The 14,657-nt window shown below is 48.5% G+C and carries 13 protein-coding genes and 4 tRNA genes; 2 read left to right on the top strand and 15 right to left on the bottom strand.

Going from position 1 to position 14,657, the window contains the following annotated elements; genetic code table 11:
- Positions 1–145: 145 nt before the first annotated feature.
- The 13 genes from gshA to OI69_RS12050 all read right to left on the bottom strand — a co-directional run bounded on the left by gshA (position 146) and on the right by OI69_RS12050 (position 10,128).
- Entirely contained in the window at positions 146–1,699 is a 1,554-nt protein-coding gene (gene gshA, locus OI69_RS12110) for a glutamate--cysteine ligase (RefSeq protein WP_039350641.1), read from the bottom strand.
- Positions 1,700–1,781: 82 nt separating this feature from the next.
- On the bottom strand, positions 1,782–2,210 hold the full coding sequence (locus tag OI69_RS12105; RefSeq protein ID WP_039350638.1) for a YqaA family protein: 429 nt from the start codon (positions 2,208–2,210) through the stop codon (positions 1,782–1,784).
- Complete coding sequence (gene yqaB / locus OI69_RS12100; RefSeq protein ID WP_039350636.1) at positions 2,207–2,773, bottom strand: fructose-1-phosphate/6-phosphogluconate phosphatase; 567 nt, start codon at positions 2,771–2,773, stop codon at positions 2,207–2,209. Before yqaB ends, OI69_RS12105 begins: the two co-directional genes overlap by 4 nt.
- Positions 2,774–3,196: 423 nt before the next feature.
- Positions 3,197–3,273, bottom strand: a tRNA-Arg gene (locus tag OI69_RS12095).
- Positions 3,274–3,456: 183 nt separating this feature from the next.
- A tRNA-Arg gene (locus OI69_RS12090) sits at positions 3,457–3,533 on the bottom strand.
- Positions 3,534–3,600: 67 nt separating this feature from the next.
- A tRNA-Arg gene (locus tag OI69_RS12085) sits at positions 3,601–3,677 on the bottom strand.
- A gap of 8 nt (positions 3,678–3,685) precedes the next feature.
- Positions 3,686–3,778: transfer RNA gene (locus OI69_RS12080), tRNA-Ser, on the bottom strand.
- A gap of 294 nt (positions 3,779–4,072) precedes the next feature.
- The gene (gene csrA / locus OI69_RS12075) at positions 4,073–4,258 is read right to left on the bottom strand and encodes a carbon storage regulator CsrA (protein WP_005972168.1); all 186 of its coding nucleotides are present in this window, start codon (positions 4,256–4,258) and stop codon (positions 4,073–4,075) included.
- Between the two features lie 322 nt (positions 4,259–4,580).
- A complete protein-coding gene (gene alaS / locus OI69_RS12070; RefSeq protein ID WP_039350633.1) occupies positions 4,581–7,208 on the bottom strand; it encodes an alanine--tRNA ligase in 2,628 nt (875 codons plus the stop codon).
- A gap of 138 nt (positions 7,209–7,346) precedes the next feature.
- Complete coding sequence (recX, locus tag OI69_RS12065) at positions 7,347–7,841, bottom strand: recombination regulator RecX (protein WP_039350631.1); 495 nt, start codon at positions 7,839–7,841, stop codon at positions 7,347–7,349.
- Positions 7,842–7,886: 45 nt separating this feature from the next.
- Positions 7,887–8,960 (bottom strand): recombinase RecA, encoded by a 1,074-nt coding sequence (recA, locus tag OI69_RS12060; RefSeq protein ID WP_039350628.1) that lies wholly within the window; start codon positions 8,958–8,960, stop codon positions 7,887–7,889.
- Between the two features lie 107 nt (positions 8,961–9,067).
- Positions 9,068–9,562, bottom strand: a complete 495-nt coding sequence (gene pncC, locus OI69_RS12055) for a nicotinamide-nucleotide amidase (RefSeq protein WP_039350626.1) — start codon at positions 9,560–9,562, stop codon at positions 9,068–9,070.
- 230 nt (positions 9,563–9,792) lie between these two features.
- The gene (locus tag OI69_RS12050) at positions 9,793–10,128 is read right to left on the bottom strand and encodes a hypothetical protein (RefSeq protein WP_039350625.1); all 336 of its coding nucleotides are present in this window, start codon (positions 10,126–10,128) and stop codon (positions 9,793–9,795) included.
- A 373-nt stretch (positions 10,129–10,501) separates the two neighbouring features.
- On the opposite strand from OI69_RS12050, the gene OI69_RS12045 reads away from it, so the two are divergent.
- Positions 10,502–10,990, top strand: a complete 489-nt coding sequence (locus OI69_RS12045; protein WP_039350623.1) for an SRPBCC family protein — start codon at positions 10,502–10,504, stop codon at positions 10,988–10,990.
- Between the two features lie 618 nt (positions 10,991–11,608).
- Positions 11,609–12,244, top strand: a complete 636-nt coding sequence (gene grxB, locus OI69_RS12040; protein ID WP_039350621.1) for a glutaredoxin 2 — start codon at positions 11,609–11,611, stop codon at positions 12,242–12,244.
- 226 nt (positions 12,245–12,470) lie between these two features.
- Here grxB and OI69_RS12035 read toward each other — a convergent pair whose 3' ends face one another.
- Both OI69_RS12035 and OI69_RS12030 read right to left on the bottom strand, forming a co-directional pair.
- Positions 12,471–13,766 carry a glycosyltransferase gene (locus OI69_RS12035; RefSeq protein WP_080752644.1) on the bottom strand — a complete coding sequence of 432 codons (1,296 nt, stop codon included), beginning with the start codon at positions 13,764–13,766 and terminating at the stop codon, positions 12,471–12,473.
- A gap of 11 nt (positions 13,767–13,777) precedes the next feature.
- Positions 13,778–14,629, bottom strand: a complete 852-nt coding sequence (locus tag OI69_RS12030; protein WP_039350618.1) for a TauD/TfdA dioxygenase family protein — start codon at positions 14,627–14,629, stop codon at positions 13,778–13,780.
- Between the last annotated feature and the right edge of the window lie 28 nt (positions 14,630–14,657).

The following is a 14,657-nucleotide window of genomic DNA, read 5'->3' as shown; positions in this document are numbered from 1 at the left end:
CCTCCTCATAGAAAAATTTATTTTTTCTCGTTTCCAGGAAACTTTTCTTTTTTATGCGAGTCTGAATTACTGAAAGACGCGCATTTATTATCATCATCCCTATTCGAGATGTTTATTTGGCCACAGTTTCTGTGGCCTTTTCTTTTTAATTCGCCGCCAGATACTCGTCAAAACTCATCGTATCTTCAGATTCAATCTGACGTTGACGCTGCCAGGATCGCTCACTCGCCGCAGCCAATTGTTCTTCCGTCAACACCTGCAACGGTTCGTTGCTGAGAACCTTGCGGTATTCTTCCGCGAGATTCAGCCCCACGCTACCATTGCCTTCTTGCTTCATCAACGTTAATAGTCGACCAGAGAACGTCGTTTCTGGATCGTCAAAACCAACAAGCAGTTCATCGCATACCTGCTGATAGTGCGATTGATTGTTTTCCGCATCCAGCACTTCTGCCACACGACGTAAATCCGCAAACAGAGATTTTCCCACCTCAGCAATCGGCTGCTGGATAGTTTCACACCCCATCCCCACCGTTTGTCCTGGTTTACGACCTTCAAGAATCACTCGATTCCAGTTTTTACGCGTACACAGTAGCTCATCGGCACTCATTTCCGGCGCATCCGCCAACGCACACCAGATCAGGAATAAATCCAGGAAACGCACCTGACTTTCACTCACACCAGTCGGAGAAAACGGATTAATATCCAACGATCGCACTTCGATATATTCAATTCCGCCACGCAACAAAGCATCAGATGGCGTTTCTCCCGCACGCGTTACACGCTTCGGACGAATCGGCGCATAGAGTTCGTTTTCAATCTGTAAGACATTGGTATTCAACTGTAGATAACGATCATCCTTCTTCATACCAACCCGAGCATAATCCTCAGACGGCGTTTTTATCGCGCGTTTTAAAGCAGCGACATAGGTATCCAGATCGTTAAATGTAATCCCCAGATTGCTCTGTGATTTGTTGGTATAGCCTAAATCGCTGAGCCGCAGAGAAGTCGCATAAGGCAGGTAAAGCATGCCTTTTTCCGTACGCTCAAACGGCAGTGCGGTTTCCCGCCCTTTCAGGAACGAAGAACAGATCGCCGGAGAAGCACCGAACAGATAAGGGATCACCCAACCAAAGCGATAATAGTTGCGGATCAGTCTGAAATATCCCGCAGAAATCGCTTTTTTCCCGCTTTCTGCATCAGTCACCCCCTCTCGAGCCTGCCAGAATGACAAAGGAAGAGAAAAGTTATAATGCACGCCGGAAATAGTCTGCATCAACGCGCCATAGCGGTTTTTCAGCCCTTCACGATAAAGCGTTTTGAAGCGACCAACATTCGATGAACCATACTGCGCCAGTTCGATATTTTGCTCGCTGTCGATAAAGCACGGCATGCTCAACGGCCACATCCGCTCATCACCCAGATTGCGGGAAACATGACGATGAATATCGCGTAGAAACGTCAGCAGGTGATCAACATCGCCGTCAACCGGCGTAATAAACTCCAACAACGCTTCGGCAAAGTCTGTCGTAATCCACGGGTGCGACAACGCCGAACCCAATATCTCGGGGTGCCCTGTCGTAGCAAGATGCCCATTTGCTGTTACGCGCAATGTTTCGCGTTCAATTCCACGCTGAATCCCCTTCACTGCTAGTGGGTGTTTTTCCAGCCAAGAAAGTGCTTCTGAAATGTCCGGGATCAAATCGACCTCCCGTTGTTAAAATGTAATGGTTGTAAGCATAATTGAAACTCAGCGGCACTCACCAGTTCGCATTGCAATCTGGTTAAGACCACCACGCCATACCCTGTAACGTTATACCTGCCAATACGATATACCGCAGCGCTTTTCCAATACCGATAAAAATCGCCGATTTCACCCAGGGCATACGTAACCAACCCGCTAACACGCACAATAAATCGCCTACTACCGGCACCCAGCTCAATAACAGCGCAGCACAGCCATAGCGCTGTAACCCGCGCATAGCTACCGTATACCCAGCTTGTTGTTTTGGCTGAGGGAGTAAGCGCCCTATAAAAATATTTGTTAACCCGCCCAGCGTATTGCCTACCGTTGCCACAGCGATCAACAGGTAGGGTTTTGCACTATCAGCAAGCAATAATGTCACCAACAGGATTTCCGAACTGCCGGGCAACAGTGTTGCACTGAGCAGGCTGCTCCAGAAAAGAGAAAAAATGGCCCAGAACTCACTCACAGCGTACGGACGTCAACCACGGCCATGTTCGCTCGCTTAGCCGCTTCAATACCGTAGTCTGCATCTTCAAACACAATACATTGTTCCGGTGCGACGGAAATCAATGCTGCGCAACGCAAAAAGGTTTCGGGAAAAGGCTTATGCTGAATAACATCATCAGCCCCGACAATCGCATCAAAATAATCATGCAACCCTAAATGCATTAGCAACCTATCCGCCATGGCATGCGTGCTCCCCGTGCCAACCGCCATAGGGCGCCGACCGTGATAATGCTTAACCACATCAATCAGCGGTAGAGGTTTTACCGTATCCAGCAGCATTTCTTCAACCACTGCCGTTTTTTCCGCCGCCAGTTGGTGAGCATCAATATCAGACTGATGGCTGTCAATAATACGCTGCGCAATACGCCAGGTAGGCGAGCCGTTCAATGCAGTCATGGCGCTGGCATCATAACGCATACCATATCGGGCAAGAACCCGATCCCACGCTTTACGATGCGTCGGTTCCGTATCGAGCAAAGTGCCATCCATATCAAAGATCAACCCTTGATAGCGATCGTACATCATGACTCCATGATCACTGAAAAGAGAGCTTACTTTATCGTAAAGTGAAAACGTTGTCGCTTACTCAATAACCTTATAAAAAACAGGTTATTACTACCATAGTGGTAAGAAAACCTTTATTTATTCACCGATTCAATATCGGTATACAGACCGGATAGAAGGCAAGAATTAAGGTACGAACGTGATGAGAGAAATATCGTTCTGATATCAGCAAGAGAGCACAATGATGCTATCGCACTACAAGTAGGTAAAGGATAGTTGGAAGGGATTGTATTTACATCAGAATATGGTGCATCCGGGAGGATTACTCGGCTTCGCCTCGCCCTGCGGGCCGTTGCTAAAGCAACGTTTTCCTCCCTTGTTCTTATAGGCCATATAGGCTGATTATAAGAGCAAGATAACAACCTCATCCATATCGAAATATGGTGCATCCGGGAGGATTCGAACCTCCGACCGCTCGGTTCGTAGCCGAGTACTCTATCCAGCTGAGCTACGGATGCAGAGTGTGGTGCAGAAAACTGGGGGTGAGTAACGAGATACTTAAGAATGGTGCATCCGGGAGGATTACTCGGCTTCGCCTCGCCCTGCGGGCCGTTGCTAAAGCAACGTTTTCCTCCCTTGTTCTTATAGGCCATATAGGCTGATTATAAGAGCAAGATAACAACCTCATCCATATCGAAATATGGTGCATCCGGGAGGATTCGAACCTCCGACCGCTCGGTTCGTAGCCGAGTACTCTATCCAGCTGAGCTACGGATGCATTAATAATTCTTTATCTACGATAAACTTACTTTCACTACTACTTGCCTTGCAAAGGCGGTATTTAATGGTGCATCCGGGAGGATTCGAACCTCCGACCGCTCGGTTCGTAGCCGAGTACTCTATCCAGCTGAGCTACGGATGCATATTAAATGGCGGTGAGGGAGGGATTCGAACCCTCGATGCAGCTTTTGACCGCATACTCCCTTAGCAGGGGAGCGCCTTCAGCCTCTCGGCCACCTCACCTTACATTACCTGATTAGCGACTAACAACTTCTTGCTAGTGCTCACCGGTACTGCGTGGCGCACATATTACTTTCCCAGACTTATAAGTCAAACAATTTTTCCCACCTTGTGTTCGTTTGAACAATTCGCATCCAAGACGCGTATTTTCACAACAAAAAGTCTGTTTTATCGACAGAAAAACAGGCGGTTACCTTGTAGAAGGTAAGCTCACAGTAAAAGTAGATATATCGATAAACGCGTGGGAAAAACAGGAGATAACAATTGCGTCCCGCGAACACGAGACGCAGTTGTCAATCAATATGACGTTGGTTGAGATTTTTCGGCCTGAATACGCTGATAGATCTCTTCACGGTGGACAGAAACCTCTTTCGGTGCATTAACACCAATACGCACCTGGTTGCCTTTCACTCCTAATACGGTAACCGTTACCTCATCGCCGATCATGAGGGTTTCGCCAACTCGACGAGTCAAAATAAGCATTCTTTGCTCCTTGAAAGATTATAAAGAGTCGGGTCTCTCTGTCTCCCCGCCATTATCCATCATGTGCCGTGAAAACGTAAACCTAGACGATGGTATAACCACCACCATCACACTCCGGTTTGTCACTACTTGTTAGTCTAGTCGATATCAGTAGCTTGTGCTTTTGTTATCATAACAATAGGGCTACCATGCAATACTTCAGAATATCTGAAGGTAGCATACCTTTTATCCTGCTTACCGAATCCTTTTTACAGAAAAAAACGCCACAACCAGAAAGTTATGGCGTTTTGTTAGATAGCGTGAATAAAACGTTATCTATTTTTTATAGCTTAGCAGTGACCCAAGATTCGACGCTTGCCAACGCAGCAGGCAATGCCGCCGCATCAGAACCACCAGCCTGCGCCATATCTGGACGGCCGCCGCCTTTACCACCGACCTGCTGGGCAACAAAGCCAATCAGCTCGCCGGCTTTTACGCGGTCGGTCAGATCTTTCGTGACGCCTGAAATCAAGCTAACCCGCCCTTCCGAGGCCGTTCCAAGAACAATAACAGCAGATCCAAGCTGATTTTTCAGGTCGTCGACCATTGTACGCAGCAGCTTAGGATCCACATTGTCCAGTTGCGTAACCAGCAACTTCATACCGTTAATTTCTTTTGCTTTGCCGGACAGCGATGAACTTTCTTGCGCCGCTTGCTGAGCCTTCAACTGTTGAAGCTCTTTCTCCAACGCGCGGGCACGCTCCAGCACAGAGCGTACCTTATCTGTCAGGTTGTTACTATCCCCTTTCAGCAGTTGCGCAATGTCTTGCAGGACGTCACTCTGGCGGTGCAGCGTAGATAGCGCATTCTCCCCCGTGGTCGCCTCAATACGACGTACGCCGGCCGCAGTACCTGATTCAGAAAGAATTTGGAACAGACCGATATCACCAGTCCGACTGGCGTGCGTGCCCCCACAAAGCTCAATGGAGAAATCCCCCATTGTCAGCACACGGACATGGTCGTCGTACTTCTCACCGAACAGCGCCATCGCGCCTTTTGCTCTCGCCTCATCCAGTGCCATCACATCCGTTTGTACGGTAAGGTTACGGCGGATTTGCGCGTTGACGATATCCTCAACCTGACGAATCTGCTCCGGCTTCATCGCTTCCGTATGTGAAAAGTCAAAACGCAAATAGCTATCGTTAACCAAAGAACCTTTCTGAGCGACATGCTCGCCCAAAACCTGACGCAGCGCAGCATGCAGCAAGTGCGTCGCAGAGTGGTTCAGGCGAATGCGATCGCGGCGTTGGCTATCAACATTGGCATCGACACTATCGTTAACACGCAACGTACCTTGAATCAGTTTACCGACATGGCCGATGGCCTGACCGTATTTCTGAGTATCCTGAACAGCAAAGCTAACGCCCGCATTTTTCAGTTCGCCCTGATCGCCAACCTGACCACCGGACTCACCGTAAAATGGCGTTTCGTTCAGAATCACGACAGCATCATCACCTGCTGCGATCTGAGCAACCGCGTTTCCATTGTGATAAAGCGCAATCACTTTCGCTTGCTGCTGCGTTTTTTCATAACCACAGAATGGCGTGTTTTCATCCACACGGATTAGGCTGTTGTAATCGACGCCAAATCCGCTGGCTTCACGAGCGCGTTGACGCTGAGCCGTCATCGCGGCTTCAAAGCCTTCTTCATCGACTTTCAGACCACGTTCGCGGCAAACATCCGCAGTGAGGTCAACCGGGAAACCATAGGTGTCATACAGGCGGAAGGCGGTTTCACCATCCAACGTATCCCCTTTCAGGTTTTTAATTTCTTCGTCCAGCAGAGATAGGCCGCGTTCCAGCGTGCGGGCAAACTGCTCTTCTTCCATCTTCAGCGCTTGCTCAACCATAGACTGCTGCTTTTTCAGCGCTTCAGCGGCTGGCCCCATGACGTCAATCAATGGTGCAACCAGTTTATAGAAGAAAGCGTCCGTCGCACCCAGCATGTTACCGTGACGCGCAGCGCGGCGGATGATACGGCGTAGTACATAACCACGGTTTTCATTCGATGGCATCACACCATCCGCAATCAGGAACGCACAAGAACGAATATGATCGGCGATAACGCGTAGCGACTTATTAGTTAAATCCGTCGTTCCGACGGCTTTTGCTACCGCGTCAATCAGCGTTTTGAACAGATCAATGTCGTAGTTTGAGTTGACGTGCTGTAACACGGCTGAAACACGCTCTAACCCCATCCCCGTATCGACGGAGGGTTTTGGCAACGGCAGCATGGTGCCATCAGCCTGGCGGTTAAACTGCATAAACACCAGGTTCCAAATTTCGATATAGCGATCGCCATCTTCATCAGGGCTTCCGGGCGGGCCACCCGCGATGTGCTCACCGTGATCGTAGAAAATCTCGGTACATGGACCACATGGCCCCGTTTCGCCCATCTGCCAGAAGTTATCAGAAGCGTAAGGCCCGCCTTTGTTATCACCAATACGAATAATTCTTTCGCGCGGTACGCCAACTTCATCGGCCCAAATATTGTAGGCTTCGTCATCCGTAGCGTATACCGTCACCCACAGTTTCTCTTTCGGCAGATTGAACCACTGAGGAGAAGTCAGTAATTCCCACGCATAGCGGATCGCGTCATGCTTGAAGTAATCACCGAAGCTGAAGTTGCCCAGCATTTCAAAGAAGGTGTGGTGGCGTGCGGTATAACCTACGTTTTCCAGGTCATTATGTTTACCGCCGGCTCGTACGCAGCGCTGCGAGGTCGTCGCGCGAACATAGCTACGTTTATCCAGCCCGAGGAACACATCTTTGAACTGATTCATACCCGCATTGGTGAATAACAATGTCGGATCGTTGTTCGGCACCAGAGAGCTGCTATCAACAACCTGGTGTCCCTTACTATGGAAAAAATCGAGAAACGCTTGACGGATCTCAGCGGTGCTCTTGCTCATAATTGTCCTGGAATCAAGCTAGAAGAACAGATCGCGGGCAAGGTTAGTCCAGCATGCTGACGCTACCGTGCAACTCACGAACAAAAAAGTGGGAATAAGATAAATTTTCTTCGATGGGAAGTAAAATCCCGTATGCGTTCAATCTGAAAAATTCGTATAAATAGACTGGATTTCTTCATGAAAGAAACCACGATAGAGAAGATATCGCTGATGTTTGACTTTGTCTTTCCATTCATCGGACAGCGGGGATCCAAATTTTCGCTCCACAACCGATTTCGCCAGCGCACACCAATCGATATCGCTGTCGTTTAACACTGCTGTTAAGGTTGTCTTATCGATTCCTTTCTGACTGAGTTCAGCTTTAATCCGCTGGACGCCATAGCCTTTGCGACTCCGACTGCTGATATAGCGGCGAGCATAGCGCACATCGTCCAGCCAACCGTGTTCCTTACAGTAAGCAATGGCCGCTTCCACATCTTCTGCCGCCGCTCGGGCAGTGGCTTCGTCAACCTCAGCTTCTCCTTTTGCATTTTCTACTCTATATAAATACGCCGCACATTTGCGGCGTATTTCAGCTTCACTGTAATCGCGAACAGAAAGCACATTCATTGCGTAGCGTAATGGTTTATTCATCCATTCATCCGCTGAAGTACTCTGCCACAGATAATTCAGCCACCATTAAAACTCTTCGTTGCCTTCATCGGCGAATGCATCTTCACCATGGCTATTGCCCGCTGCCGCAGGCGTCAGTTCATTACCTTTATGCAGCAGCATTTCACGCAGTTTCTTATCCAATTCTGCCGCAACCGCCGGATTCTCTTTCAGGAAGTTGCTGGCATTCGCTTTACCCTGACCAATTTTGTCGCCGTTATAGCTATACCAGGCACCCGCTTTTTCGATCAGTTTGTGTTTCACACCCAGATCGACCAGCTCACCGTGGATATTAATACCTTCGCCGTACAGAATTTGGAATTCAGCCTGTTTGAACGGTGCGGCTACCTTATTCTTCACGACCTTAACGCGAGTTTCACTGCCGACGACCTCTTCACCTTCCTTGATAGCGCCGGTACGGCGAATATCCAGACGAACAGAAGCGTAAAATTTCAGAGCGTTACCGCCAGTCGTGGTTTCAGGGTTACCGAACATCACGCCAATTTTCATACGGATCTGGTTGATGAAGATCAGCAGCGTATTCGCTTGCTTCAGGTTACCCGCCAGTTTACGCATGGCCTGGCTCATCATACGCGCGGCCAGCCCCATATGGGAGTCACCAATTTCGCCTTCAATTTCCGCTTTCGGCGTCAGCGCCGCAACGGAGTCGACGATAATTACGTCAACCGCGCCAGAACGCGTTAACGCATCACAAATTTCCAACGCTTGCTCACCGGTATCAGGTTGAGAACACAGCAGGTTATCGATATCTACGCCAAGTTTTTTCGCATAAATCGGATCCAACGCGTGTTCCGCGTCGATAAACGCACACGTTTTGCCTTCGCGCTGAGCGGCAGCAATAACCTGTAAGGTCAGCGTAGTTTTACCGGAAGATTCCGGGCCATAGATTTCAACGATACGTCCCATGGGTAAGCCACCGGCACCCAAAGCAATATCCAGAGATAAGGATCCTGTAGAAATCGTTTCAACATCCATTGAGCGATCCTCGCCCAACCGCATGATAGAACCTTTACCAAATTGCTTTTCGATTTGGCCCAGTGCTGCCGCGAGTGCCTTTTGTTTGTTCTCATCAATAGCCATTTTTGCTCCTGTCATGCGGCGTAAAGCAACGGTCTCTACGCGGCGGCTTAATCATGAATTGCTGAATACTTACCGACATTATACTGTATACACATACAGCATCAAGATTATTTTTTCAGAAAAGCATCGAGCAGCGTTTGCAATGCAAAATGGACTGATTGCAGACGAATTGCGTTTCTGTCTCCGCTGAACCGCATTGTCTGAGCAAATGCTCCACCTTGTTTGTCTGTGAAGCCAAACCACACCGTGCCTACAGGCTTCTCTTCCGTTCCGCCGTCTGGACCGGCAACACCACTTATCGATATGGCAAAATCGGCATCGGCGGCCTGCAAAGCTCCTGCCGCCATCTCATTGACGACCTCTTCACTTACCGCACCATACCGTTCTAATGTCTCCATCTTCACCTTCACCAGACGCTGCTTAGCCAGATTGCTATATGTCACAAAGCCGTAGTCAAACCAGCCAGAACTGCCTGCGATATCGGTAATAGACTTAGCCAGCCAGCCTCCGGTGCAAGACTCTGCACACGTTAGCGTAGCACCACGCGCCTTTAGTTTTTCGCCCACCAGAGCACTTAGCCGCGGAATGTCAGCTTCTGTCATTGCTGCCTCATCTTAATCAAGGATTGTTTGCTCAGGGTAACACTTTTCCCCAAAAAAGACGCCCGCTGCACAGTATGCGAAGCGCATTGCAAAGAAAATGAAATGGAATGAAAAGCGAGTGAAATCGAATAAAACGCGGCCGAATAATCAGATAAAACAGTATCGCCTTAATAAATTATTGTTCGGCAGGCATACAGAGGGATAGGGATAATTAATAATAGCAGTATACATTACATACAACCTGCGCAACTGGTGCATCGCCAATCCTGCTTATTTATCGCCTGAAAAAAAAATCTAAAATAACACTCTTCGAGTGGAACATTATTTTCCTCGAAGCTATCAGCGAGCCAGTCGACATTTTCTAGAATCCAGTCATCTTCATCTAACCCGTCCCGGTAGGTTTCATCATCAGGATCAATGACAGAATAGATCCCCATCGTTCCCATATGATTTTCTTTATATTTTTCCGGTAGATTGTAGTCATTTTCTTTATAAGATATTAGCCAACGACCATGACAAAGCAAATTGCCATTACGACTCCACTTAGCGACAAAGGGGTTATTCATATTGATTCCTACCAGCATAAAAGCCAACTATAAACGTAGCACGACATATCGAAAAAGTAAATAACAACACAATAAGGATGGCTATTTACAAATCAGAATGAAGTAAACCAGAATCTATTATTACGTCTTTCGAGGTAATAACCCATTAACGATAAGTTGACAAATATCAACCCACATAAAAATAAAATTCCTAAATAAAAAATCACTAAGAATAGTAGGCACGGTACTATTATTATCGTTGTATAAAAACCCTGGCGATTACTGCGATAGTCTGTTCATCCACGGCCTTCAACTTTGCGTCGCTGGTCGTTATCAGTCAGAATGGCGTGCATATGCCCATAAAGGGGTAACAATCCATTAGGGAGAATGACAGGTGTTTCCCTCTTTTTTAAGAAAAACCGCAGCGGAAAATGGCAGCTATGTCAATGAAATCAGCAGCAGTATTACGATCAATCGTCCGGCAGAACGCTTGTTCGATCTCTGGCGTAAACCGGAAACACTGCCGATCTTAATGGGGCATTTCGCCAGTATCGAGATACTGAACCATACCGATTCCAACTGGCGGATTAACACGCCGATTGGCGCACTTATTGAATGGCAGGCTCGTATTATTGACGAAAAACCGGGGGAATATATCCACTGGCGCTCTCTGAAAGGAGCACGAGTACCCAATGAAGGCCGACTCTCTTTTCAGTCAGCAGCGTCGGAGTTGGGAACCGCAGTCACACTGACTATTCGCTATAACCCACCGGGAGGCTTGATCGGGAAAAAAATCGGCCAAATGTTTGATATGTTTTCTCGCGATATGCTGACGAAAACACTCTGTCGTTTTAAGAAATTAGCAGAGGATGAGCTAGCTTAAGCCGCATAAGGCAGCACAGCGACAGGCTATCATTGGGCATTTTGCTGAACTGACGACGGCAGACATCGGGTCATCACCAAATAATCCCCAAGCGTTTAATCAGCCACGGCACGGCATAGACACGAGCAAAGCTAATCCACCGCGCCGGAACAGAGACAAAAAAAACCCGCACAAGGCGGGCAAGGTCATTCTAATGACAGGGATGGTTCACTAACACAACACTCACAGGGGTGTGAGGTACTGACAAGGGATGTAAGGACTATAGCAAGCAAAATGTATAGTATTGTCATCAGCAAGTAAGGTTAGTCTCTTGGTTGTAAAACAACATTGGCGATGGAAACTTGCCGCAATATCTGGCTATTTCAGCCCGCTTTCCGCAGTACGACTCAGCAGAATACCGCTTAACAATCCGCTCATCACCGTCCCGACAACTGCACCACGCGTTGCGCATCGATAAGTATAGCGACAGTTAGAACACATCACGCAACAACATGACTGACTATCAAGCCACATTCGCTTTACCACCGACCGCATCAGGTATTACTCTGATGGCATAACTTGTCATAACGAGGTCGGAAAAATTTTGCCGGCTTTTTTCAAAATGTTACGAGGCGATGCATGAAACTTTTCATTTATGAACACTGCCCATTCTGTGTCAGAGCCAGAATGATTTTTGGCCTGAAAAATCTGCCTGTTGAGCAATCTGTGATTATGGAAGGTGATATCGATACGCCAACGCGCATGGTAGGCCGCAAAGTGGTGCCGATTCTACAGAAAGAAGATGGCAGCTTTATGCCCGAAAGTATGGATATCGTGCATTATGTCGACAGCCAGCAGGCGCCGTTAATCGCCGATAAACCCGTTGATGCTGAGATTGAAGCCTGGTGTAAATCTGTTTCCAGCGCGGTATTTAACCTTGCGGTTCCCCGCTTTACACAGGCCGATTTCAAAGAGCTTTCGACACCTGAGGCGCGTCGTGCCTACACCCAGCGCGAAGAAAAAGCCTTTGGCGATCTGGATGCACTGTTAGCAAAAACCCCTGAACTGATTGCGGAAGTCGAGCATAAACTCGGTGAGCTGGAACCGCGTTTAGCAAACGTCAGCCCCATTTCCACCACCGATTTTATTCTGTTCCCGATCTTACTGTCGCTCACAATCGTTAAAGGTATTCAATTCGGCCCTAACGTCCGAGCCTACCTTGATCGCATCTCGACAGCCAGCCAGGTTGCCCTGTTGACGGATAAAGCACGGTAAAAAATGACAAAGGAGCTGCGTATGGCAGCTCCTTATTTTTAACAACATTGGGATGATGATGTTGACTTCCCCCTAACGATCGCAATTATTGATCTTTGGGATTGAATTCACATCCTTCTACATCATGATCAAACGCAATGACCAGAACGCCTGAGCGTTTTTCGTTTGCTTTACCAGACAAACATTCACTCCCAATGTGCGCATCATCCACGAAACAGGCAATACCTTATGCTACGCGGCTCTCCCCTTGTGGACACAACGCATTCACTTCAGCATTAATCAGAGCAAATGCATCATAACGGGCATAATCTGCCTTAATCCAAGTGGCACGCCGCGCGTAGCCCGGATCTTCCAATATCTCAATCACAGCTTGTTTGATCTGCTCTTCACTCGGCGTACTGGTTTGCAGGTTAATCCCACATTTAGCGAACACTACGCGTGCAGCCCCTTCCTGCTTATCTTCCCCGACCCCAGCCACAATCAACGGAACACCATCTTTCAGCGCAGAATTAATCGAGCCGTATCCACCATTCGTGATGACTATCGACGCCGTCGGTAGCCAATCGCCATAAGAGAGGAAACTCACCACTCTGGCATTTTCAGGCAAGGAAGCTTGCAGCGAATCCACCGCTCGGCCGCCCGTGGTAGCCAGTACTCTGACGGGTAAATCAGCCAATGCACGCAGTGTTGGCCCGATCAACTGCTGGAGATCGACATTCGCCAATGTTCCTTGCGAAACGATAATAAGCGGTCGACTGTCGTCAGGTGCCCACCATTGCGGAACACGTTCTGCTGCGACGTGGTGCGATAATGGCCCGACAAACCGTACACTGTGTGGCAAATCGTCACGCCGATACTCAACTTCAGTGGTGGATAACTGCAAGAAACGATCACAATGACCAATCAGCGTATCCATAAAAGGTCGCTCAAGCGGTTTTCCTCCCGATTGCACCATCGCAAGATTAAACGCGTGCTGAACCTCGTTCATCAATCTGCGCGTTTCTTCATCGACAAGCTGTTCATGGCTCAGGTCTGGTGGCAGCAATTTAGGCGGAATGCGCGGCCCATAGAAAACTGAATCTCGCGTTGAATAGGACAAAGGCGTAACACCGATGGCAATAACGGGGGGCCGACTCTCAGAAAGCAGTAGCGGCAAAACACCATAAAAACAGTTTTCAACCATTAGCAAATCGGCATTGCTTTTTGTCAGCGCATCACGCAATTGGCGATCCAATAATGGAATCGGTGCAGCAAAGAAATCCTTCAGGGCCAGCGCCATCTGCGCGTTCCCCGGTGGCAACATGCCACGCTGCGGAAAATGCTGCTCAAGGTGCCTGTAGTCAAAATCAATTTCAGCGCTAAAAGGGATAAACCCGACGCCAGCGGCCTCTGCCTGCTCACGGAATAACGCGCCGCTAAATAGCGTGACGTCGTTCCCTTGTTCAACCAAATAGCGAGCAATGGTCAGCAGTGGGTAAACGTGACCCGGCGTTGCCATCGCCGCCATGAGAATATGTGCCATGATGCTTTTCCTTATGCCGCGTTATCAATACAGGTGTTGACGTAAATCGGAGTGCCTTGAATATGCACACGTTGCAGGTGACGAGCCGACTGTGCCGTAAAGGCTTCACGTCCATGCAGTAACGAGAAGTTGTCAGCGATCACCACATCCCCCTGTAGCCATTGGTGCGCATAATAGTAACGGGGATCGTACAAATGTTGCCGTAAGGTCTGGCTAAATGCGCCTTGTGCTTCCGGCGTAACATGATGATATTCGAGCGTATGCTGGTTAAGGAAACGCTCCCCTTCAGTCGGCGGCTCGTTATAACGCATGATCTCCCCCTGACCGTTAGGATGAGGAATAACCAGTGGAGAGGTCACCTCGCCACCGTAATGCACAACGGCCTTAATACGGTAAGTGATTGAAACACGTCGCCACTCATCAACTAACTTCGCGTCAGCCTCTGCCAACAAACGCGTGGTATCGACAAAGGTGGTACGTCCACCTTGATCGTGTCCCGGCGCAGAAACGCAGTGGAATAGCTGAAACTCGGGTATGGTTGGTTTGTACATCCCGTCCCAGTGTAGCGGTACGTAGCTGTTATCAAAGATATGATCCTTGGTATCCGTATGCTCCTTGACGTCCAGTACAGCTCCGAAAGGCCACATCATGATTTCCCCCCAGTTGCCTGCATACTCGGTCAACGTTGCAGGATCAGAGAATCCAGAAGTAAACCCACGCAGTACCAGAAGATGATGCTCACGAGCCAACTCACGCAGTGTGTCAATCGGCAAGGTCGCAATATTCTGCCCCGCTTCAATGGGCATCAGCAACGCGCCAAAAGGGGAAAGCGGCTCAATACGACAATTAATGCTATTTTCCATCGTGTATATTCCTTTATAAGATGAGAAT

Source organism: Pectobacterium fontis (assembly GCF_000803215.1).
GTDB lineage: Bacteria > Pseudomonadota > Gammaproteobacteria > Enterobacterales > Enterobacteriaceae > Pectobacterium > Pectobacterium fontis.
This window is presented reverse-complemented; position numbering and strand designations above follow the sequence as displayed.